This window comes from Mycobacterium sp. H4Y (assembly GCF_000364405.1).
In the GTDB taxonomy this organism is placed as follows: domain Bacteria; phylum Actinomycetota; class Actinomycetes; order Mycobacteriales; family Mycobacteriaceae; genus Mycobacterium; species Mycobacterium intracellulare.
In genome coordinates this window covers 87,759-107,026 of sequence record NZ_AKIG01000001.1, presented here as the reverse complement: position 1 = coordinate 107,026, position 19,268 = coordinate 87,759, and the positions used below count along the sequence as shown (strand labels likewise).

Here is a 19,268-nt window from a genome sequence, read left to right as displayed (position 1 = left end):
CTCACCGTCGCGTCGAATCGTGCTGGGGCAGCGCTATTTCGGGATGACGGGCCGCAATCATGCGGCGGAAGCCCTCGCGCCACGGCACCTTCGTGCGGCCGAGCACCTCGTGCATGTGGGTGACGTCCGGCCACAGCGGCGTGTGCGCGTCGGGCGTGTATTCGAAGGTGGGCTCGACACCGATCAGCTCACCCATGAACGTGCAATAGTCCTCGACGCTGACCGTTTCGCTGCCGGCCCAGTTCACCACGACCGGCGGGGTCGCGGCCACTTCCATGGCGCGGATGCCGAGTTCCACGTAGTCGTCCTCATAGATCGGGTTGTAGTTGTTCGGCTTGTCGGGATGCAGTCGAATGGGCTTGCCCGCCAGCATCGCATCGAGGCGGTCGGCGGGCGCCCCGCCCTGCGGCCCGTACGTCGAACAGATCCGGATGATGGTCAGCGGAATGCGAAAATGCCGGGCGATCCATCTGCAAACCGCCTCCGCCGCAACCTTGGAGAAGCTGTAGTTCGCGCGCAGCGGCACCCCCGGCGGGTCGGCCTCCGTCAAGGGGCGCTGTCCCTGGTACGCGTAGATCGACCCGGTCGAGCACAACACGAAGCCTTTGGCGGCGCGGCAGTGGTAGAGCAATTCGCCCGACATCTGCGCATTGGTTTCGACGCAGCGGCCCCAGTCTTCTGCGCCGGGGTCGACCGCCGCGTGAAAGACGTAGCTGAAATCCTCGGGGAGACTGGAGAACTCGCCGGCGCCGACGTCCAGCGCGATGGGTTTGACGCCGGCCTCGACGAGTTTTTCCCGCGCCGTCGCATCTTTCAGGCGCGCGGCGCCCCACACCTCGTTTCCCGCTGCCGCCAGGGCGCGCGCGATGGGAAACGCGATCTTGCCCGTCGCCCCGGTGATCAGGATCTTCTCCGCTTCGAGCAACCAGGCCTCCCAATGTTAAGTACTTGATATCGCGCTTGGAGCATAGCGTCCGACGCAATAAGCTGAAACCCGCCAACGTCGGAAAGGCCCCAATAGGAGGCCCACCATGCAGTGGTTTGTTCGTCGTTTGACCGCCGGCATCGCGGCCGCCGTCGCGGCGATGGCGGTCGGGATGTTCGCCACCCCGGCGATCGGCTCCGCGGAGTGCGATCGCAACATGTCGTGGAATCGGACGACCGAAGAGTGCAAACCGCCGCCGCCACTGCCGGACTGGTACACCGCTCCGCCGGAATACGCGCCGTCGTTTGCGGCGCAGGACGTGCCGCCGCCTCCTCCGCCGCGGCCATGGTGGTCACCGAACGAACCGATGTGGAATGCCGGTTTCCACCAATGGGGTACCTATTTCACCGGCACCTGGGTGCCGTACTGACGGCGCTCGCACGGCAGGAGCGGTCTAGATCGTGCCTGCTCGCAAGTGATAACGTGATTCTCCGATTCGTATAACGGCCCTACCGAATTGGCCGTGCGACGCACCGGAGGTGACGTGTCAGCAGCACCCGGCCGCCCATTGCCCCTGGTCACGCCCGAGAACGAGTTCTTCTGGACCTCGGGCGCAGACGGAAAGCTCCGGCTGCAGGAATGCAAGAGCTGCGAAGCGCTGATCCACCCACCGGCGCCGGTGTGCCGATACTGCCGCTCGTTGGATGTGGGGGTCCGCGCGGTCTCGGGCAGGGCGAGCCTCGCCGGATTCACCATCAACGAACGATTCAGCCTGCCCGGCTTGCCGGCGCCATACGTGGTCGCCCAGGTCGCCATCGCTGAAGACCCGCGGGTTCGCCTGACCACCAACATCGTGGAGTTCGATCCCGACAAGCTCGAACTCGGCCAGCAGGTCGAGGTTGTCTTCGAACACGTCGAGGACGTGTGGTTCCCGCTGTTTCGGCCCGTGCCCGACGCCGAGCCCGCCGCCCCGCCCACCGACGAGATCGCACCCGAGCGCTTCGGTGAGCACGTCCGGCCCATGCTCACCACGGAGAAGTTCGAAGACAAGGTCGCGCTGACCGGGATCGGCATGTCGCCGATCGGGCGTCGGCTGATGCAGCTGCCGCTGGCGCTGACCGTGCAGGCGTGCGAGGCGGCGATCGCCGACGCGGGCCTGACGTACGCCGACATCGACGGCCTGTCCACCTACCCCGGCGGGATCAATGTCGCCGGCTTTGGGGAGGGCGGCGTCACCGCTCTCGAAGCCGCGCTGGGCATTCGGCCGACATGGCACAACGGCGCCATGGAAACGTTCGGACCCGGCGGGTCGGTGATCGCCGCGATGCTCGCGGTCGCCTGCGGGTTGGCGCGTCACGTGCTGTGTTTCCGGACGCTGTGGGAAGCCACCCACGGCGAGCTGATGAAGCAGGGCAAGATCGCCCCGTCCATGGGCCGAATGTCGGGCTGGCAGATGCCATTCGGCGCAACCTCGGCGGCGCACACCCTGGCGATGAACGCGCAGCGGCACTTTCACCGTTACGGCACCACCAAGGAGACGCTGGGCTGGATCGCGTTGAACCAGCGCGCCAACGCCGAACTCAACCCGACCGCGATCTACCGCTCTCCGATGACGATGGAGGACTACCTCGAGGCGAGGCCGATCACCACGCCCTTCGGCCTCTACGACTGCGACGTGCCCTGCGACGGCGCGATCGCCGTCATCGTCTCCGCCGCTGACGCCGCCCGCGACCTGGCCAAGCCGCCCGTGCTGGTGGAGGCGGTGGGAACCCAGATCATCGAGCGAATCGACTGGGACCAAAGCACTCTCACCCACGAGCCGCAGGTACTGGGTCAGGCGGCGCACATGTGGACGCGGACCTCGCTGCGACCCGCCGACGTGGACGTCGCCGAGCTGTATGACGGATTCACCATGAACTGCCTGTCCTGGATCGAGGGGCTCGGATTCTGCGGAATCGGTGAAGCCAAGGAATTCCTGGACGGCGGCAAGAACATCGCGCGCGACGGCCAGCTTCCGCTCAACACGCACGGCGGCCAGCTTTCGCACGGCCGCACCCACGGCATGGGACTCATGCACGAGGCGATCACCCAGCTGCGCGGAGAGGCCGGCGATCGCCAGGTCGCCGGTGCCCGCGTCGGCGTCGTCAGCAGCGGCGGCCTCACTCCCAGCGGCGTGATTTTGCTGCGGTCCGGCACGTGAACACTCCCCGCCCTCGACTCGTCATCGTCGACGGGGTGCCGATGTCGGCCATCGTCGCCGAGGCCGCCGACCCGAAGGCCGTGATCGTGGCCATCCACGGCGGCGGCACCACCGCCGTCTACTTCGATTGCCCCGGCCACCCGTTGTCCTCACTGTTACGCAGCGGCGCCGCAGCGGGATTCACCGTCGTCGCGCTCGACCGGCCCGGCTATGGCAGCTCGGCCCCCTATCCGGAGGCGATGGCGCGGCCCGAGCAACGAGTCGACCTCGCATACGGGGCGGTAAATCGCATCCTCGGACAGAAGCCGCGCGGCGCCGGGCTGTTTCTGATGGGCCATTCGGGCGGCTGCGAACTCGTCATGCGGATGGCGGCCGACGGGCGCGGCGCGGATCTGCTCGGCATCGAATTGGCCGGGACCGGCCGACACTATCACCCCGCGGCCCGCGACATCCTGAAGACGGCGACGCGCGAACGTCGTCCCGCGGGACTGCGTGAGCTGTTGTGGCAACCCGAAAGCCTTTATCCGCCCGAGGTTCTCAACGGCGCGACGGTCTCCCCGACCGCCCCGTCCTACGAGGACCAGATGGTATCGAACTGGGCGCGCCAGGATTTCCCGGCGCTCGCCCCCGCCATACGCGTGCCGGTGCGGTTCAGCATCGCCGAGCACGAAAAGGTCTGGCAGAACGACGTTTCGGCGATGGACGAGATCGCGGAGCTGTTCTCCGCAACACCGCGGTTCAGCGTTCATCGGCAACCCGATGCGGGACACAACATCAGCCTCGGGCACACGGCGCCCGCATACCACGCCACGGTTCTGGCGTTCGCGGACGAATGCATAAGGGCCCGGTCGGATTCGTCCGACTCGCCGAACGTGACAGCACAGTCACCGTCGGGCCCGAACGTGACTGAGGTGTCACGCTCGGCCGATGACGAACCCGATTTGGAGGCCGGTTGATGCGCGTCGGGTTCATCGGGTTGGGCAGTCAGGGCGGGCCCATGGCGCGGCGCATCGCCGAGGGCGGCTACGCCACCACGCTGTGGGCGCGCCGGCCCGCGACGCTCGAGGCGTTCGCCGACACCCCGGCCCAGATCGCCGGTACGCCGGCCGAACTCGCCGCGGCCAGTGACCTGGTCTGCCTCTGTGTCGTCGGCGACGCCGACATCGACGAGCTCACCGGCGGCGAAGGCGGATTGCTCTCGGCGATGAAGCCGGGCGGCATCATCGCGGTGCACAGCACGGTGCACCCCAAGACGTGTCGCGAGCTGGCGAAGCGGGCTGGGGCGGTCGGTGTGTCGATAGTCGACGCGCCGGTGAGCGGGGGCGGCGGAGCGGCGGCGGAAGGCCGCCTGCTGGTGATGGCCGGCGGTGACACCGAGGCCGTCGAGCGCTGCCGCCCGGTCTTCGAAACCTATGCCGATCCGGTGGTTCATCTCGGCGAGCTGGGTTCGGGGCAGACCACCAAGCTGCTCAACAACTTGCTGTTCACCGCCAACCTCGCCACGGCGGCCACCGCCCTGTCGCTGGCGGACGCGCTGGGTGTCACCCCGGAGCGTCTCACCGAGGTCGTCTCCCGCAGCAGTGGAAACAGCTTTGCGCTCAATGCCCTTGGCGGCATCGGCGGGCTGGATCGGCTGGCCGGTGTCGCCGGGGGGCTGCTGCAGAAGGACGTCCGGCTGGTCGTCGACCTTGCCGACCAGGCCGGGGCCGACGGCGGCGCCGTGCTCGCGGCGGCCGATGCGGCGCTGACGCTGATGGAGCACCCCCGTTGAGGGTCGGATTCGTCGGCGCGGGGCGGATGGGTGGCCCCATGGTCGGTCGTCTGGTCGCGGCCGGTCACGACGTCCACGCCCTGGGCCGCACCGCCGAAAAGCGCCGCGAGCTCGAGCAACTGGGCGCGCGCGTCGTCGCGGACGCCGCCGACGCCGCGCACGCCGACGTGGTGGTGCTCTGCGTGTTCACCGACGAACAGGTGCGCCGGGTGTGCCTGGACGGCGGATTGCTACCGGCCATGCCGCCGGGATCGACGCTGGTGGTGCACACCACCGCCAGCCCCAACACCATCGAGGCCATCGCCGCGCGCGCCGATCATCTCGACGTCGTCGACGCCGCGGTCAGCGGTGGCCCGCACGACATCGCGGCCGGCCGGCTCACGCTGTTCGTGGGCGGGGCCAAACCAGCGGTGGACCGGGTACGACCGCTGCTGGGTTGCTACGGCGATCCGGTTCTGCACGTCGGGCCCGCCGGCGCCGGCCAGAAGGTGAAACTGGTCAACAACGCCCTCTTCGCCGCACAGATCGGGGTGCTCGCGGAGGCCATCCGGCTGGGCGAACGCCTCGGCGTGCCCGAATCGACGTTGCTGAGCGCCCTGGGCCGTGGCAGCGCGACCAGTCGCGTGCTGGACCTCGTCGCGGCGGGCGGGTCCGTCGCGTCGTTCATCGAGGTAACCGGCGGCTTCGTCGGCAAGGACGTGGCCGTGGTCCGCGATATCGCGGCGGAACTGGGCAGCGACCTGGGCGCGCTGGATCACGTCATCACGGCGATCGACACCGCGAAGTTGGTTTGAGATGCCAGCGTTTTGGTCTTTCCGGTTCGTCACGAAGGTATTACCGTTAGCGTTACAGTCGGGGACTCCGCTGTAAAGGTTTCAGCCCGACCTCGCCGCTGAGGAGGATTCAGTGACAAAACCGAAAGTCGTCTTCGATCCATACTCCGAGGACTACTTCAACAACCCGTTCGACATCTATCGGCGGATGCGCGAAGACGCGCCCCTGTATTACGACGAAAAAGAGGACTTCTACGCGCTGACCCGCCATGAGGACGTGGCGGCCGCGTTCAAAGACTTCGAGACGTACTCGTCGGCGCGCGGCTGCGACCTGGCGATGGTGCGGCGGGGCATTGCCCCCGAGCAGAAGTCGATCATCTTCATGGATCCACCCGAGCACCGCCACATGCGCAGCCTGCTCAACAAGGCGTTCACCCCCCGGGCGATCCAATCGCAGCGCGAGACGATCATCGAGGTGATCGACAAGTACCTGGGCGCGGTCGATCCCGACAACTTCGACGTCGTGCAGGACTTCTCCGGTCCGTTCCCGGTGGAGGTCATCACCCGGATGGCCGGTGTGCCCGAGGAATACCGCCAGCAGGTCCGGCACTGGATCGACACCAGCCTGCACCACGAGCCGGGCCAGATCGAGGTCAGCGAGGCCGGGGTGCAGGCCAACATCGACACGGCAATGTACTACTTCAGTCTGGTCCAGGAACGGCGCCAGGAGCCGCAGGACGACATGATCAGCCGGCTGATCGCCGCGGAGATCCCCGGCGAAGACGGCCAGCTGCGCAAGCTCGACGACATCGAGATCTGCGGATTCGCAACCCTTCTGGGCGGAGCGGGCGCCGAGACCGTCACCAAACTGATGGGCAACGCCGCGGTGATCTTCGCCAATCACCCCGACCAGTGGCAGAAGCTGCAGGAGGACCGGGACAAGATCCCCGGGGCGGTCGAAGAACTCCTGCGCTACGAGGGGCCGGTGCAATACAACGTCCGCTACACCCTCAAAGAGGCCCACGTCAGCGGCGGCGTCATTCCGGCGGGCAAACCCGTGTTCCTGTGCGGCGCCGCGGCCAACCGCGACCCGGATGCCTTCACCAACGCCGACACGTTCGACATCGAGCGCGACCACACCGAGGCGCAGCACCTCGGACTCGGGTACGGGATCCACAGCTGCCTGGGCGCCGCGTTGGCCCGCCTGGAGAGCAGGATCGCGCTGGAGCGGCTGCTCGACTTCATGCCGCGCTACGAGGTCAATTTGGCGGGGTGCAAACGGGTGACCATGCAAAACGTGGCGGGCTGGAAGAACGTGCCCGTCAAGGTGCTTCGTTAAAGGGGGCCACGATGACGAAGAAGATCGAAGTCGACTGGGGACTCTGCGAGAGCAACGGTGTCTGCATGGGCATCAACCCGGACATCTTCGAGCTCGGCGACGACGACATGCTGACCGTCCACCAAGAGGAAGTCACCCCGGAGAACGAGGCGGACGTGCGCGAGGCCGTCCGTCAATGCCCTCGGCAGGCAATCTCCATCGTCGGTGAGTAGCGATCAGAATCCGGAGAGGATGACCGCGTTGCAGTCGGCGGCCTGCCGGCGCAGCTTCGCCGCCTTTTGGTAGCCCTCGGATTCGTACCAGGCCCGGGCGGCATCCACCGATTCGAATTCCAGGACGACGGTCTGGTCGCCGTGCCAGTCGCCCTCGATGACTTTCGGCGCGGTGTCCACCGCGAGAATGGTGGCGCCGCTCATCGCCGATCCGGCCGCCTGGGCGTACGCCTTCATGCCCTCCGGGTCCTTGATCGCCTCGGTCAGGATGACATAACCTTTTGCCACGCCGAATCTCCTTGCCTGCCTGTGGATTAGTTACTTCTCGCTGATCGCCTGCTCGGGACAACACTGGATGGCTTCCCGGGCGTCGGCCTCCAATTCCGTTGGGACGTCGGAATCTATCGCTTCGGCGTAGCCGTCGTCGGTCAGGCTGAACACGTCGGGACACAGCGTCAGGCACATCCCGTGACCGCGACACCGCTGATCGTCCACCCAGACCTTCATGCGAGCGTGAACTCCAGGTGCAGTTCGGTCAGACCGCGCAGGATATACGTCGGAACATATTGGTAGCGACGGTTATTCGCCGGGCCGTGCTTGTCCTCGTTGATCCTGATGTCGGTCGTGCGGTCGAGCAGCCGCTCGAGCGCCACCCGCGTTTCGGCGCGCGCCAGCGGCGCGCCGGGACAGCTGTGAATTCCGCGGCCGAAGGAGATGTGCTGCCTGGCGTTCTTGCGGGCCGGGTCGAAGGTGGCGGGATCCTCGAAGCGGCGCGGGTCGCGGTTGGCGGCCGCCTGCACGATCATCACGGTGCTACCCGCGGGCAGGTCGACGCCTCCGACAGTGGCGGGCACCCGGTTCATCCGGAAGTCGCCCTTGACCGGGCTCTCGTGGCGCAGGGACTCTTCGATGAAGTTGGGGATCAGGCTGCGGTCCTTGCGCAGCTGCGCCTGGATGTCGGGGCGTTCCCCCAGGGTCTGCAGGGCCGCACCGAGCAGCCGCACGGTGGTCTCCTGGCCCGCCGAGAAGACGTTGCTGGCGACGCGCGCGACGTCTTCGACCTCCGGGATGGAGCCGTCGGGGTAGGTCGCGGTGGCCAGGCCGGTCAGCACGTCGTCGCGGGGCTCGCGGCGACGGTCGCGGACGTAGTCGGAGAACAGGCCGTAGAGGAATTCGAGCGGGCTGTGGGCCAGCGATTCCTTGCCGGTGCCGCCGACGCCGCCACCCGAGTGCTCTCGGATGCCCTTGACGAATTTGTCGCGGTCTTCCATGGGCACGCCCAGCAGGTCGGCGATCACCAGCAGCGTGAAGGGGCCGGCGAAGCCCTTGATCCATTCGCCGTGACCGGGCGCCAGGAACTCGTCGAGCGCCTGGTCGGCGAGCGCCCACATCGCGTCCTCGTTCTCCTTGAGGCGCTTGGGGGTGATCAGCCGCATCAGCAGGGAGCGGTGGTTGGTGTGGGTCGGCGGGTCGAGCGTGGGCAGCTGGTCGCTGAAGGGCAGTTCGTCGCGGTGCCGCTCGATGAGCTCGGTGACGTCGTCGCCCTCGAGCGGCACCGGAAAGCCGGGGAACGGCCCGGTCACGGAGATGCACGACGACCACGTCTCGGCGTCGTTGAGCACCGCGCACGCCTCGTCCCAGCCGGTGATCATCGTGACGTCGTGATGGCTTTCCCGCGTGACGGGGCACCGCTGGCGCAGCGCCTCGTAGTAGGGGTACGGGTCCGCGATGAGCTCGCTGCCGCGGAAGAAGTCCAACTCGGAGAATTCCTTCGTCATCTCCTGCTCCTTGAATCTCGGCTAGTGAGAACGTCCCTCTCGCAGATGAGCATTACATTTCCATAGGGCGCGGTGGTCGTCAACGCGGGGTCCCGTCCGCGCGCCGAGACGGGCGGCACGTCGAGCCGTCGTGCGGGCCCCGGCACGCCGAATCAGCTGGCGGGCACCAGATCGGCGGCGACCGACGGCCACGCCAAAAGACCGCTCCGAAAGGTCTCGACGTGCCCCACGGGAAGCTGCGGGGCACCCGCGGCATTCGACGCGGCCGCCAGGGCCTGCGCCTTGAACGTCTGGGCGGCCATGCTCAGCTGGTGTTGCACCAGTCCGACGCTTTCGTCGAGTTCGGACGGCCAGTTCTCCCCCCACAGCGTGACCTCGGTGACGCCGTGATCGAGGGCCTGCAGCACGCCCTGACGCACCCGCGGATCGCAGCCGAACAGGTCGGCCGCGGCGGCCAGGGCCTGCGGTCGGGGACGCGACTGCACCGACGTCAGGGCGTCCTCGAGGTCGAGCACCCGGGCGCCGACGATCTGCAAGGGCCGGACGTCGGGGTGGTCCGCGACCAGCACGGTGACGTCCCATCCCGCCATCGACCGGTCGAAGATCCAGCCGCCGGCGAAGCGCACCACGTCGATGACGGTGGCGGCGACGACGTCGAGCCGGTATCTCATGGCGTCGCGGGTTTCTTCGTGGGCGCGAAGTCCCGCGCCAGTGTCTCGGCGTACTGCTTGAACACCTCGGGGAGCGGTATCGAAGGATCGAGCAACCATGTGGTTTCCATTCCGTGGACGAAGGCGAGGATTTCCACTGCCTTGACGGCGGGGTCGATGTCGTCGCGGTACCGGCCATCGGCCTGACCGCGACGGATGAGATCGGCGACGATGTCGGTCGCGGCGCGGTGCCGGGCCAGCATCCGGTCGTGCAGCGGCGCCTCGGGGAGGATGTTCTCCACCAGGAGCACCGTGAAGGTGCCCACCAGCTCGGGGGCGCGGTGGAACCGGTCGGCGACCTGGGTGATCTGGTCGAACAGGTCGCCGGTTCGGTCGGCGTGGGTGTCGTCGTCGAGGTCGCGCGCATCGAGCACGGCGTGCAGCAGCTGCTCCTTCGATTCGAAGTGATGCAGCAGGCCCGCGGGGGTCACCCCGGCCTCGCCGGCGATCTGCGCGAGCGTCGTGCTGCGCCAGCCGTTACGGGTCAGGAGGCGTTGGGCGACGTCGAGGATCCGCTGTTTGCGGTCCTCCCCCTTGGCGAGAAGCGTGTCGTAGCGCCGTGCGACGGCCAACTGGACTCCCTGGAGCAAACGGGTGCGATTGGCGGCTGAACCAACCTAGTGAACACACAGTAGGTTAGTTGGGCCGCTGTGACAAGGGTCACCGGGGTGTCTTTTTCGTGAGCCGGGTCGCCGCTAGCGGACGAGCTCGACCAGCGTCGCGTTGGCGGTCCCGCCGCCCTCGCACATGGTCTGCAGCCCGTACCGAATCCCGTTGTCGCGCATGTGATGCGTCATGCGGGTCATCAGCACGGCTCCCGAAGCGCCCAGCGGGTGCCCCAGCGCGATCGCGCCGCCCAGCGGATTCATCCGGGCTGGGTCCGCCCCGGTTTCCGCCAGCCACGCCAGCGGGACCGGCGCGAACGCCTCGTTGACCTCGAACACACCGACGTCGGACAGCGCGACGCCGGCCTTGCTCAGCACCTTCTCGGTCGCGGGAATGGGGCCGGTGAGCATGAGCACCGGGTCCGCCCCGGTGACCGCGCCCGCCACGTACCGCACAATCGGGGTCAGACCCAGTTCGACGGCCATCTCGGCGGTGGTCACCAGCAACGCGGCCGCACCGTCGGAGATCTGCGAGGAATTGCCGGCATGGATCACGCCGTCCTCGGTGAAGGCCGGCTTGAGCGCGGCGAGCTTCTCCGCGCTGCTTCCGCGCCGCACCCCCTCGTCGGCGGCCACGACGTTGTTCTCGGCGCCGTCGACGAACACCGGCACGATCTGGTCGGTGAACGCGCCGCCGTCCTGGGCCGCGGCCGCCCGCTCGTGGGACTCGGCGCTGTACTCGTCGAGGCGGGTGCGGGAGAAGCCCCACTTTTTGGCGATCATCTCCGCCGAGAGGCCTTGGTTGAAGGAGAAATCGTCATAGCGGGCAAGCACTTTCGGGCCATAAGGCATGCCCGAGGCGCGCGCCGAGCCGAGGGGGACGCGGCTCATGACCTCGACACCGCCGGCCACCACGACATCCTGCTGGCCCGACATCACCGCCTGCACGGCGAAGTCCAGCGCCTGCTGGCTGGAGCCGCAGGCGCGGTTGACGGTGGTCCCGGGGATGCTTTCCGGCCAGCCGGCGGCCAGCACCGCGTAGCGGCCGATGTTGCTGGACTGGTCGCCCACCTGGGAGACACAGCCCCACACCACGTCGTCGATGATCTCGGGCCCGATGCCGGTGCGTTCGGCGAGTTCGTTGAGGACGATCGCGGACAGGTCGGCGGCGTGCATGCCCGCAAGTGCGCCGTTACGCTTCCCGACCGGGGTGCGCACGGCCTCGACGATGACTGTTTCACGCATATCTCTACTCCGATTGTTTCTCGCCCGAATCCGGTTCCACCCCGGATTTTGTTAGGGCCCATCGACCAGTAAACGACGGCTCCCGCCGCTGCGCGAAAGCGGCATAGGCCGCCGCGGTGTCCGCGGTGGCGAAGTTGACTCCCTGCGCGCGGGCCTCGCTGGCCAGCGCGTCGCGCAAGGTGCGGTCGGCGCCCTCGTTCAGCAGCGCCTTGGTGTGGGCGAGCGCGATCGGGGGGCCGGCGGCCAGCCGATCGGCGAGATCCGTGACGAAGGCGTCGATCTCCGCGGCCGACACCACCCAGGTCACCAGGTTCAGCGCGCACGCCTCCTCGGCATCGATCGTGTCCGCGAGCAATGCGAGGCGCTTCGCCTGTTGCAGGCCAACGATTTTGGGCAGCAGCCAGGAGCCACCGAGGTCGATCGACAGACCACGCTTCGAAAAGATCTGACAGAACGTCGATTCCGGGGTCGCGACCACCAGGTCGCAGCCCAGCGCGAGATTCCAACCGGCCCCGACGGCCACACCGGTCACCTTGGCGATCGTCGGAATCGATAGCTCGTGCAACGCCAGCGCCACGTCGGTCAGGCGCTGCAACTTGTATTTCGGATGGATGTCATCGGGCACCGAGATGTCGGCCCCCGAGCAGAAGCTGCCCCCGGAACCGGTGAGCACGAGCGTGCGCACGCCAGGATCGTGACCGGCGGCGTCGAGCGCGTCGCGCAGGGCGACCCACAATTGCGGGTTGATCGCGTTCTTGCGCCGTGGCCGGTTGAGGGTGAGTGTGCGCACGCCGTCGCGGTCTTGCGACAGCAACAACGGTTCGTCGTTCGTGGTCATCGGTGTCGAACGCGCGTCACATCACCACGCCGCCGTCAACCGGCGGCAGCCGACCGGCATCAGTAGCTCCTCGGCAGCTTCAAAACGTTGGCTCCCAGGAAATTCAGGATCATCTCCTGGCTGACCGGCGCGATCTTCATCAGCCGGGCCTCACGGAAGTAGCGGGTGATGTGGTACTCCTCGGCGTAACCCATGCCGCCGTGGGTTTGCAGCGCGCGGTCCGCGGCGGTGAAGCCGGCATCGGCGCACAGGTACTTGGCCGTATTGGCCTCGCGCCCACAGGGTTTGCCGTTGTCGTACAGCCAGGTGGCCTTGCGCAGCATCAGCTCGGCGGCATCGAGCCGGGCCAGGGAATCGGCGAGCGGGAACTGCAGGCCCTGGTTCATCCCGATCGGCCGGCCGAAGACCTCGCGCTCGTTGCCGTATTTCACCGCCTTCTCGAGCGCCACCCGGCCGATACCGAGGGCCTCGGCGGCGATCAGCATCCGCTCCGGGTTCAAGCCATCGAGGATGTACTGAAATCCCTTGCCCTCCTCACCCACCCGGTCCTCGACCGGCACCTCGAGGTTGTCGATGAACAGCTCGTTGGAGCTGACGGCGTTGCGGCCCATCTTGCGGATCGGACGGATGTCGACCCGGCTCCGGTCGAGGTCGGTGAGGAACAGCGTCATCCCGTCGGTCTTCTTGGTGACCTCGTCATAGCTTTGGGTCCGGGTCAGCAACAGGATCTTGTCGGATTCCATCGCTTTGGAGATCCACACCTTGCGACCGTTGACGATATAGCGATCGCCATCGCGCTTGGCGAACGTGGTGATGCGGGAAGTATCAAGCCCCGCACCGGGTTCGGTCACGCCGAAGCACACGTGTACCTCTCCGGTCGCGACCGCGGGCAGCGTCCGGGCCTTGAGGTCATCGGAGCCGTGCACCACCACGGGCTGCATGCCGAAGATGGACAGGTGGATCGAGCTGGCGGCGTTCATGGCGCCGCCGGACTTGGCGACTTCCTCGAGCAGGATGGTCGCTTCGGTGATCCCGAGGCCGTGGCCGCCGTATTCGGTGGGGATGGTCATTCCCAGCCAGCCGCCATCGGCGATGGCGCGGTAGAACTCGGTCGGGAATTCGTGCGCCTGGTCCTTTTCCATCCAGTACTGGTCGTCGAACTTGCGCGCCAACTCCGCGACCGACCGACGGATCAGTTCCTGGTCCTCGGTCAATTCAAAGTTCATTCCACCCACTGGTGGCACTCCTCGTCCTCAGCGCGAGAAGACGCAGAATCGCACGAATTCCGCCCGAACAGTGCGATTCTGCGTCCGCTCGCCAGGTCAGTCCTTGTTGCCGGAAAGGGCTTTGGCGTTGGCCGCGAAATCCGCGAAGGACGAGCCGCCTCGGCTGTCCTTATCGTGGCCCTGGGCCTTGATTGACACGTCGTGCCCCTCGGCGGCTTTGCGCAACGCACCGACGGTCGCCTGCTCCCGCGAAATGTGGGTGAACGGGTCGAACGAGTACCAGCGCATGGCGTTCTCGTAGGTCATCTTGTTGATCTCGTCGTCGGGAACGTTGTTGAGGGACAAGACATCCCACAGCTCTTCGGGCGCACCCGGCCACATCGAGTCGCTGTGCGGGTAGTCGGCCTCCCAGCAGATGTTGTCGATGCCGATCATGTTGCGCAGCGCCACGCCGACCTTGTCGCTGATGAAGCAGGTCAGGAAGTGGTCGCGGAACACCTCGCTGGGCAGCTTGCCCTTGAAGTCCTGGTGCGTCCAGGCGGAGTGCATCTCGAAGGTGCGGTCCGCGCGCTCCAGGAAGTAGGGAATCCAGCCCGTTCCGCCCTCGGACAGCGCGATCTTGAGGTCCGGGTATTCCTTGATCGGCCTGGACCACAGCAGGTCGGCGGCGGCCTGCACGATGTTCATCGGCTGCAGCGTGATCATCACGTCCATCGGCGCGTCCGGCGCGGTGATGGCCAGCCGCCCTGAGGAACCGATGTGCACGTTCATCACGGTGTCCGTGTCCACCAAGGCTTTCCACAGGGGGTTCCAGTATTCGTCATGGAAGCTGGGATAGCCCATCGCGGCGGGGTTCTCGGTGAAGGTCAGCGCGTGCACACCCTTCTTGGACACCCGGCGCACCTCGGCGGCGCACGCCTCGGCGTCCCAGATGACCGGTATCGCCATCGGGATGAACCGCGCCGGGTAGGCGCCGCACCACTCGTCGATGTGCCAGTCGTTGTAGGCCTGCACCAGCGCGATCGAGAAGTCGTTGTCGTCGGTGGCGAACAGGCGCCCGGCAAAGCCGGGGAACGACGGGAAGCAGATCGAGGCCAGGATGCCGCCGGCGTTCATGTCTTTGACGCGCTCGTCCACGTTGTAACAACCCGGCCGGATCTCGTCGAGCCCGGTCGGCTCGATGCCGTACTCCTCCTTAGGCCGGCCGGCCACCGCGTTGAGGGCCACGTTGGGGATGACGGTGTCGCGGAACTTCCACATGTCCGAGCCGTCGGCGTTGTGCACCAGCCGGGGCGCATCGTCCTGGTACTTCTTTGACAGATGATTCTTGAACATGTCGGGCGGCTCGACCGTGTGGTCGTCGACGCTGATCAGGATCATGTCCTCTTTGTTCATGGCCGTCCCTTCCGTCGGTTCCACCGAGTCGATCACGGACTCGGCGAATCGCTGTCCCGTGCCAAGATCACTAAAATGAAAACTATCTTCTCGCCAGGCGAGAATCAACATCCATCGGTTGCTGAGCCGGCCCGCACCCGCCTGACCAGCGACCGAAGGAAGGGGCGAATTCCCCGCCGCCGACCGGCGATGCCATGAGGTAGGACCCGGCCTGACATCGCGGCGGGCCGCGCCGCCCGTTGTTCGGTACGGCGGCCACCCCGACCACCGCGTAGACCGGGCGATGACCGCACCTGTACTCGAGCGACACGCCGGCATTGACCGGGCGCACGTTTCGTGCCAGTCTGTTAGTTGCAAATGAGAATACGATTCTCTTTCACCGAGAGGACACTGCTAATGCGCTTGCGGCCGCTCCCCGCCGATCAGTGGGACGAGGCTACCCAGCAGGCACTCTCGGCCATGCGTGAAGCGGACACCAACAACGCGCTGTCGACGCTGGCGCACCACCCGGCGCTGGCCAAGGCGTTTCTTCGCTTCAATGTGCACCTGCTGACGTCGTCCACGCTGCCGCCTCGCATCCGCGAACTGGCCATCCTGCGGGTGGCCCATCGCCGGCACTCTGCCTACGAGTGGTCCCACCACGTCCGCATGGCCAAGGAAGAAGGCATCACCGAGGACCAGATCGCGGCGGTGCAGCGTGCGGAGGGACTCGACGCCTTCGACCAAGCCGTGATCACCGGGGTCGACGAGCTCGACGAGAAATCGGAATTGTCCGACCACACGTGGGCGGCGTTGGGCGAGCGCCTCAACGACCAGCAACGCATGGACTTCGTCTTCACGGTCGGCTGCTATGCGCTGCTGGCCATGGCCTTCAACACGTTCGGCGTCCAGCCCGAACACGCCGCCACAGCCGCTAACAACGTCGAATAAGAGGAGTAAGAACGTTGCCGCACTTCCCCAAGCCAGCCGCCGGCAGCTGGACAGAAAACTACCCCGAACTGGGCACCGAACCGGTCGACTACACCGACTCGATTGATCCCGCATTCTTCGAAGCCGAGCGCGATGCGGTCTTCCGGCGGATGTGGCTCAACGTCGGAAGGGTCAACCGGCTCCCCCGCACCGGCAGCTACTTCACCAGGGAACTGCCGGCGGCCGGCAAGGGGACGTCGGTGATCATCGTCAAGACCAAGGACGGGTCGGTCAAGGCCTACCACAACGTCTGCCGCCACCGCGGAAACAAGCTGGTGTGGAACGACTTTCCCAACGAGGAGACCTCCGGCACCTGCCGGCAGTTCACCTGCAAATACCACGCCTGGCGCTACAACCTCGACGGTGACCTGACCTTCATCCAGCAGGAAGAAGAGTTCTTCAACGTCGACAAGGGCGACTACGGGCTGGCACCCGTCCGCTGCGAGGTATGGGAAGGCTTCATCTTCATCAACTTCGATGACAACGCGGCGCCGCTCACCGACTACCTCGGGCCGCTGGCCAAGAGCATCGAGGGCTACCCCTTCGGCGAGATGACCGAGGCCTACTCCTACCGGGCCGAGGTCGGCAGCAACTGGAAGCTCTTCATCGACGCGTTCGTCGAGTTCTACCACGCGCCGATCCTGCACCAGGGGCAGTACACCAAGGAAGAAGCCGCCAAGATCCAAAAGTTCGGCTACGAGGCGCTGCACTACGAGGTGGCCGGCCCGCACAGCCTGCAGTCGACCTGGGGTGGCCAGGCGCCGCCCCCGGACATGTCCATGGTCAAGCCCATGGACCAGGTGTTGCGCAGCGGATTGTTCGGCCCCTGGGACAAGCCCGAGATCATCGAAAAGCTCGAGCTGCCTCCGGGTGTCAACGTCAAGCGGGTGCCGCAGTGGGGCATCGACTCGTGGCTCTTCTACCCGAACTTCATGCTGCTGATCTGGGAGCCCGGCTGGTACCTGACCTATCACTACTGGCCCACCGCGGTGGACAAGCACATCTTCGAGTCCACGCTGTATTTCGTCCCGCCGCGCAATGCGCGGGAGCGTCTGGCCCAGGAGTTGGCCGCGGTGACGTTCAAGGAGTATGCGCTGCAGGACGCCAACACCCTGGAAGCGACCCAGACCATGATCGGCACCCGGGCCGTCAAGGAGTTCCTGCTGTGCGACCAGGAAGTCCTGATCCGCCATCTGCACCACACGACCGCCAACTACGTCAAGGAGTACCAGCGCAATGGCGCTACCGTCTGAATTCGCCGCCCTCGAGCCATATTTGGACTGGGACCTGGCCACCGAGCCCGAGCGCTACGCCAAGCGGCTGGCCTCGACGATGCCGGAGATGCAGGAGTTCTACGATGCTGCGTTCCCGTTGCTGAACGACGTGATCGCGTACTGCGACAAATATCCGCTGGACGACCTGCCGGACGACGCAAAGACCCTGATGCACCTGATGCAATCGTTGGTGATGGTGTCGTTCCCGATCGAGGCGTGGAAGCAGCCCCGCGTCCCGGACAGCGGCGCGGCGTGGGTTGAGGTGCTTCGGGAGCCGGTGATCTGACGTTGTCCGACGCTCTTCGCGCAAGCGGCTCACCGCAGCTGACCCTCAAGGCCGCCGGGCTCCTCGACGTTGACAGCGGCGAGATCCTTCGGCCCGGCATCGTGCGGATCGAGGGTGACCGGATCGTCGGTGTGGGGGGCGAGCCGGAAGGCGAGCTCATCGATCTCGGCGACCAGATACTGCTGCCCGGGTTGATGGACATGGAGGTCAACCTCTTGATGGGCGGGCGCGGCGAGACGCCCGGGCTGTCCCAAGTGCAGGACGACCCCCCGACGCGGGTGCTGCGCGCGGTCGGCAACGCCCGGCGCACGCTGCGCGCCGGGTTCACCACCGTGCGCAACCTCGGCCTGTTCGTCAAGACCGGCGGATACCTGCTGGATGTCGCGCTGGGCAAGGCGATTGACGCGGGCTGGATCGAGGGGCCCCGAATCGTCCCGGCCGGTCACGCGATCACGCCCACCGGCGGGCACCTGGACCCGACGATGTTCGCCGCGTTCATGCCGGGCGCACTCGAGCTGACGGTCGAAGAGGGCATCGCCAACGGCATCGACGAGATCCGCAAGGCGGTGCGGTACCAGATCAAGCACGGCGCCGAATTGATCAAGGTGTGCGTTTCGGGCGGCGTGATGTCATTGACCGGCGAGGCCGGCGCACAACACTATTCGGACGAGGAACTGCGCGCGATCGTCGACGAGGCGCACCGGCGCGGGCTGCGCGTCGCCGCGCACACGCACGGGGCGGAAGCGGTCAAGCACGCGGTCGCGTGCGGTATCGACTGCATCGAGCACGGCTTCCTCATGGACGACGAGGCCATCCAGATGCTGGTCGACAACGACCGGTTCCTGGTGACCACCCGCAGGCTCGCCGAGGCGATGGACGTGTCCCGCGCCCCGAAGGAGTTGCAGGACAAGGCCGCCGAGATGTTCCCGAAGGCGAAGACGTCGGTCAAGGCCGCCTACGAGGCCGGCGTGAAGATCGCGGTCGGCACGGACGCCCCGGCGATACCCCACGGCAAGAACGCCGACGAACTCGTCACGCTGGTGGAGTGGGGCTTGCCGCCCTTGGCGGTGCTGCGCGCGGCCACCACCACCGCGGCCGAGCTCATCGACAAGACCGACCGGGGGCGCCTCGCGACGGGCCAGCTCGCCGATATCATCGCGGTGCCGGGAAACCCGTTGGAAGACATCACCGTTACCCGCAACGTCAGCTTCGTGATGAAAGGTGGCAAGGTCTATGTCGACCCCCGGTCAGCCTGAAAGCGGGCCAACCAGAACCGACGACCTCGTCGAGATCCAGCAACTGCTCGGCCGCTACGCGGTGACCATCACCCAGCAGGACATCGACGGGCTGGTCGCGGTCTTCACCCCGGACGGAACCTACAGCGCGTTCGGCGAAACCTACAGCCTGAGCCGCTTCCCGGAACTGGTGGCCGCGGCCCCAAAGGGCTTGTTTCTCACCGGGACTGCGGTGGTCGACCTCGACGGTGACGCGGCCAGCGGGACCCAGCCGCTGTGCTTCATCGACCACTCCAGCCACGACATGCGGATCGGCTACTATCGCGACACCTATGTGCGGACCGCCGACGGGTGGCGCCTCAAGACCCGCGCGATGACGTTCATCCGCCGCAGCGGTGTGCACGATTCCGGGCGCCCGCACGCCATCGGGCGCCCCGCCGGTGACTCGGCGGCCCAGCCGACGACCTAAGGAGCCAAGCGATCGACG

The 19,268-nt window shown here is 66.7% G+C and carries 22 protein-coding genes; 12 read left to right on the top strand and 10 right to left on the bottom strand.

Annotation, left to right across the window (positions count from 1 at the left end; genetic code table 11):
- Position 1: 1 nt before the first annotated feature.
- The gene (locus W7U_RS00530; RefSeq protein WP_008253696.1) at positions 2-925 is read right to left on the bottom strand and encodes an NAD(P)-dependent oxidoreductase; all 924 of its coding nucleotides are present in this window, start codon (positions 923-925) and stop codon (positions 2-4) included.
- A gap of 106 nt (positions 926-1,031) precedes the next feature.
- On the opposite strand from W7U_RS00530, the gene W7U_RS00525 reads away from it, so the two are divergent.
- From W7U_RS00525 to W7U_RS00495, 7 genes are all read left to right on the top strand, one after another.
- The gene (locus W7U_RS00525; RefSeq protein ID WP_008253695.1) at positions 1,032-1,355 is read left to right on the top strand and encodes a hypothetical protein; all 324 of its coding nucleotides are present in this window, start codon (positions 1,032-1,034) and stop codon (positions 1,353-1,355) included.
- Positions 1,356-1,469: 114 nt separating this feature from the next.
- Entirely contained in the window at positions 1,470-3,125 is a 1,656-nt protein-coding gene (locus W7U_RS00520; protein ID WP_008253691.1) for an OB-fold domain-containing protein, read from the top strand.
- Between the two features lie 41 nt (positions 3,126-3,166).
- Entirely contained in the window at positions 3,167-4,081 is a 915-nt protein-coding gene (locus W7U_RS00515) for an alpha/beta hydrolase (protein ID WP_008253690.1), read from the top strand.
- Positions 4,081-4,896 (top strand): NAD(P)-dependent oxidoreductase, encoded by an 816-nt coding sequence (locus W7U_RS00510; protein ID WP_008253689.1) that lies wholly within the window; start codon positions 4,081-4,083, stop codon positions 4,894-4,896. Before W7U_RS00515 ends, W7U_RS00510 begins: the two co-directional genes overlap by 1 nt.
- On the top strand, positions 4,893-5,690 hold the full coding sequence (locus W7U_RS00505) for an NAD(P)-dependent oxidoreductase (protein WP_081490064.1): 798 nt from the start codon (positions 4,893-4,895) through the stop codon (positions 5,688-5,690). The genes W7U_RS00510 and W7U_RS00505 overlap by 4 nt, the downstream gene beginning before the upstream one ends.
- 112 nt (positions 5,691-5,802) lie before the next feature.
- On the top strand, positions 5,803-7,008 hold the full coding sequence (locus W7U_RS00500) for a cytochrome P450 (protein ID WP_008253682.1): 1,206 nt from the start codon (positions 5,803-5,805) through the stop codon (positions 7,006-7,008).
- Positions 7,009-7,019: 11 nt separating this feature from the next.
- Positions 7,020-7,220 carry a ferredoxin gene (locus W7U_RS00495; protein WP_007777398.1) on the top strand — a complete coding sequence of 67 codons (201 nt, stop codon included), beginning with the start codon at positions 7,020-7,022 and terminating at the stop codon, positions 7,218-7,220.
- A gap of 3 nt (positions 7,221-7,223) precedes the next feature.
- Here W7U_RS00495 and W7U_RS00490 read toward each other — a convergent pair whose 3' ends face one another.
- The 9 genes from W7U_RS00490 to W7U_RS00450 all read right to left on the bottom strand — a co-directional run bounded on the left by W7U_RS00490 (position 7,224) and on the right by W7U_RS00450 (position 15,017).
- On the bottom strand, positions 7,224-7,508 hold the full coding sequence (locus W7U_RS00490; RefSeq protein ID WP_008253681.1) for a DUF1330 domain-containing protein: 285 nt from the start codon (positions 7,506-7,508) through the stop codon (positions 7,224-7,226).
- 30 nt (positions 7,509-7,538) lie between these two features.
- Positions 7,539-7,727 carry a ferredoxin gene (locus W7U_RS00485; RefSeq protein ID WP_008253680.1) on the bottom strand — a complete coding sequence of 63 codons (189 nt, stop codon included), beginning with the start codon at positions 7,725-7,727 and terminating at the stop codon, positions 7,539-7,541.
- Positions 7,724-8,998, bottom strand: coding sequence for a cytochrome P450 (locus W7U_RS00480; RefSeq protein ID WP_008253679.1), 1,275 nt, complete (start codon positions 8,996-8,998; stop codon positions 7,724-7,726). The genes W7U_RS00485 and W7U_RS00480 overlap by 4 nt, the downstream gene beginning before the upstream one ends.
- A 152-nt stretch (positions 8,999-9,150) precedes the next feature.
- Positions 9,151-9,669, bottom strand: coding sequence for a hypothetical protein (locus W7U_RS00475; RefSeq protein ID WP_008253678.1), 519 nt, complete (start codon positions 9,667-9,669; stop codon positions 9,151-9,153).
- Positions 9,666-10,280 carry a TetR/AcrR family transcriptional regulator gene (locus tag W7U_RS00470; RefSeq protein WP_008253677.1) on the bottom strand — a complete coding sequence of 205 codons (615 nt, stop codon included), beginning with the start codon at positions 10,278-10,280 and terminating at the stop codon, positions 9,666-9,668. Before W7U_RS00470 ends, W7U_RS00475 begins: the two co-directional genes overlap by 4 nt.
- Before the next feature lie 123 nt (positions 10,281-10,403).
- Complete coding sequence (locus W7U_RS00465; RefSeq protein ID WP_008253676.1) at positions 10,404-11,558, bottom strand: thiolase family protein; 1,155 nt, start codon at positions 11,556-11,558, stop codon at positions 10,404-10,406.
- A gap of 4 nt (positions 11,559-11,562) precedes the next feature.
- Positions 11,563-12,396 carry an enoyl-CoA hydratase-related protein gene (locus W7U_RS00460; protein ID WP_008253671.1) on the bottom strand — a complete coding sequence of 278 codons (834 nt, stop codon included), beginning with the start codon at positions 12,394-12,396 and terminating at the stop codon, positions 11,563-11,565.
- A gap of 59 nt (positions 12,397-12,455) precedes the next feature.
- Positions 12,456-13,622: an acyl-CoA dehydrogenase family protein gene (locus W7U_RS00455; protein ID WP_008253669.1), complete on the bottom strand. Its 1,167-nt coding sequence runs from the start codon at positions 13,620-13,622 to the stop codon at positions 12,456-12,458.
- Between the two features lie 96 nt (positions 13,623-13,718).
- Positions 13,719-15,017 (bottom strand): amidohydrolase family protein, encoded by a 1,299-nt coding sequence (locus tag W7U_RS00450; RefSeq protein WP_008253666.1) that lies wholly within the window; start codon positions 15,015-15,017, stop codon positions 13,719-13,721.
- A 396-nt stretch (positions 15,018-15,413) separates the two neighbouring features.
- On the opposite strand from W7U_RS00450, the gene W7U_RS00445 reads away from it, so the two are divergent.
- From W7U_RS00445 to W7U_RS00425, 5 genes are read left to right on the top strand one after another with little or no spacing between them, the layout of a single operon-like run.
- Complete coding sequence (locus W7U_RS00445) at positions 15,414-15,947, top strand: carboxymuconolactone decarboxylase family protein (RefSeq protein ID WP_008253662.1); 534 nt, start codon at positions 15,414-15,416, stop codon at positions 15,945-15,947.
- A 14-nt stretch (positions 15,948-15,961) separates the two neighbouring features.
- Positions 15,962-17,239, top strand: coding sequence for an aromatic ring-hydroxylating dioxygenase subunit alpha (locus tag W7U_RS00440; protein WP_008253661.1), 1,278 nt, complete (start codon positions 15,962-15,964; stop codon positions 17,237-17,239).
- A complete protein-coding gene (locus tag W7U_RS00435; RefSeq protein WP_008253660.1) occupies positions 17,223-17,546 on the top strand; it encodes a hypothetical protein in 324 nt (107 codons plus the stop codon). The genes W7U_RS00440 and W7U_RS00435 overlap by 17 nt, the downstream gene beginning before the upstream one ends.
- A 2-nt stretch (positions 17,547-17,548) precedes the next feature.
- Positions 17,549-18,802, top strand: coding sequence for an amidohydrolase family protein (locus W7U_RS00430; RefSeq protein ID WP_008253659.1), 1,254 nt, complete (start codon positions 17,549-17,551; stop codon positions 18,800-18,802).
- Positions 18,780-19,250 carry a nuclear transport factor 2 family protein gene (locus W7U_RS00425; protein WP_008253658.1) on the top strand — a complete coding sequence of 157 codons (471 nt, stop codon included), beginning with the start codon at positions 18,780-18,782 and terminating at the stop codon, positions 19,248-19,250. The genes W7U_RS00430 and W7U_RS00425 overlap by 23 nt, the downstream gene beginning before the upstream one ends.
- The last annotated feature ends 18 nt before the right edge of the window (positions 19,251-19,268 follow it).

Excerpts from the sequence above, each read along its gene's own strand:
- W7U_RS00435 (WP_008253660.1), top strand. The coding sequence starts at position 17,223 with ATGGCGCTACCGTCTGAATTCGCCGCCCTCGAGCCATATTTGGACTGG.
- W7U_RS00480 (WP_008253679.1), bottom strand. The coding sequence starts at position 8,998 with ATGACGAAGGAATTCTCCGAGTTGGACTTCTTCCGCGGCAGCGAGCTC.
- W7U_RS00525 (WP_008253695.1), top strand. The coding sequence starts at position 1,032 with ATGCAGTGGTTTGTTCGTCGTTTGACCGCCGGCATCGCGGCCGCCGTC.
- W7U_RS00460 (WP_008253671.1), bottom strand. The coding sequence starts at position 12,396 with ATGACCACGAACGACGAACCGTTGTTGCTGTCGCAAGACCGCGACGGC.
- W7U_RS00425 (WP_008253658.1), top strand. The coding sequence starts at position 18,780 with ATGTCGACCCCCGGTCAGCCTGAAAGCGGGCCAACCAGAACCGACGAC.
- W7U_RS00445 (WP_008253662.1), top strand. The coding sequence starts at position 15,414 with ATGCGCTTGCGGCCGCTCCCCGCCGATCAGTGGGACGAGGCTACCCAG.
- W7U_RS00495 (WP_007777398.1), top strand. The coding sequence starts at position 7,020 with ATGACGAAGAAGATCGAAGTCGACTGGGGACTCTGCGAGAGCAACGGT.
- W7U_RS00515 (WP_008253690.1), top strand. The coding sequence starts at position 3,167 with ATGTCGGCCATCGTCGCCGAGGCCGCCGACCCGAAGGCCGTGATCGTG.
- W7U_RS00455 (WP_008253669.1), bottom strand. The coding sequence starts at position 13,622 with ATGAACTTTGAATTGACCGAGGACCAGGAACTGATCCGTCGGTCGGTC.
- W7U_RS00465 (WP_008253676.1), bottom strand. The coding sequence starts at position 11,558 with ATGCGTGAAACAGTCATCGTCGAGGCCGTGCGCACCCCGGTCGGGAAG.
- W7U_RS00485 (WP_008253680.1), bottom strand. The coding sequence starts at position 7,727 with ATGAAGGTCTGGGTGGACGATCAGCGGTGTCGCGGTCACGGGATGTGC.
- W7U_RS00450 (WP_008253666.1), bottom strand. The coding sequence starts at position 15,017 with ATGAACAAAGAGGACATGATCCTGATCAGCGTCGACGACCACACGGTC.
- W7U_RS00510 (WP_008253689.1), top strand. The coding sequence starts at position 4,081 with ATGCGCGTCGGGTTCATCGGGTTGGGCAGTCAGGGCGGGCCCATGGCG.
- W7U_RS00475 (WP_008253678.1), bottom strand. The coding sequence starts at position 9,669 with ATGAGATACCGGCTCGACGTCGTCGCCGCCACCGTCATCGACGTGGTG.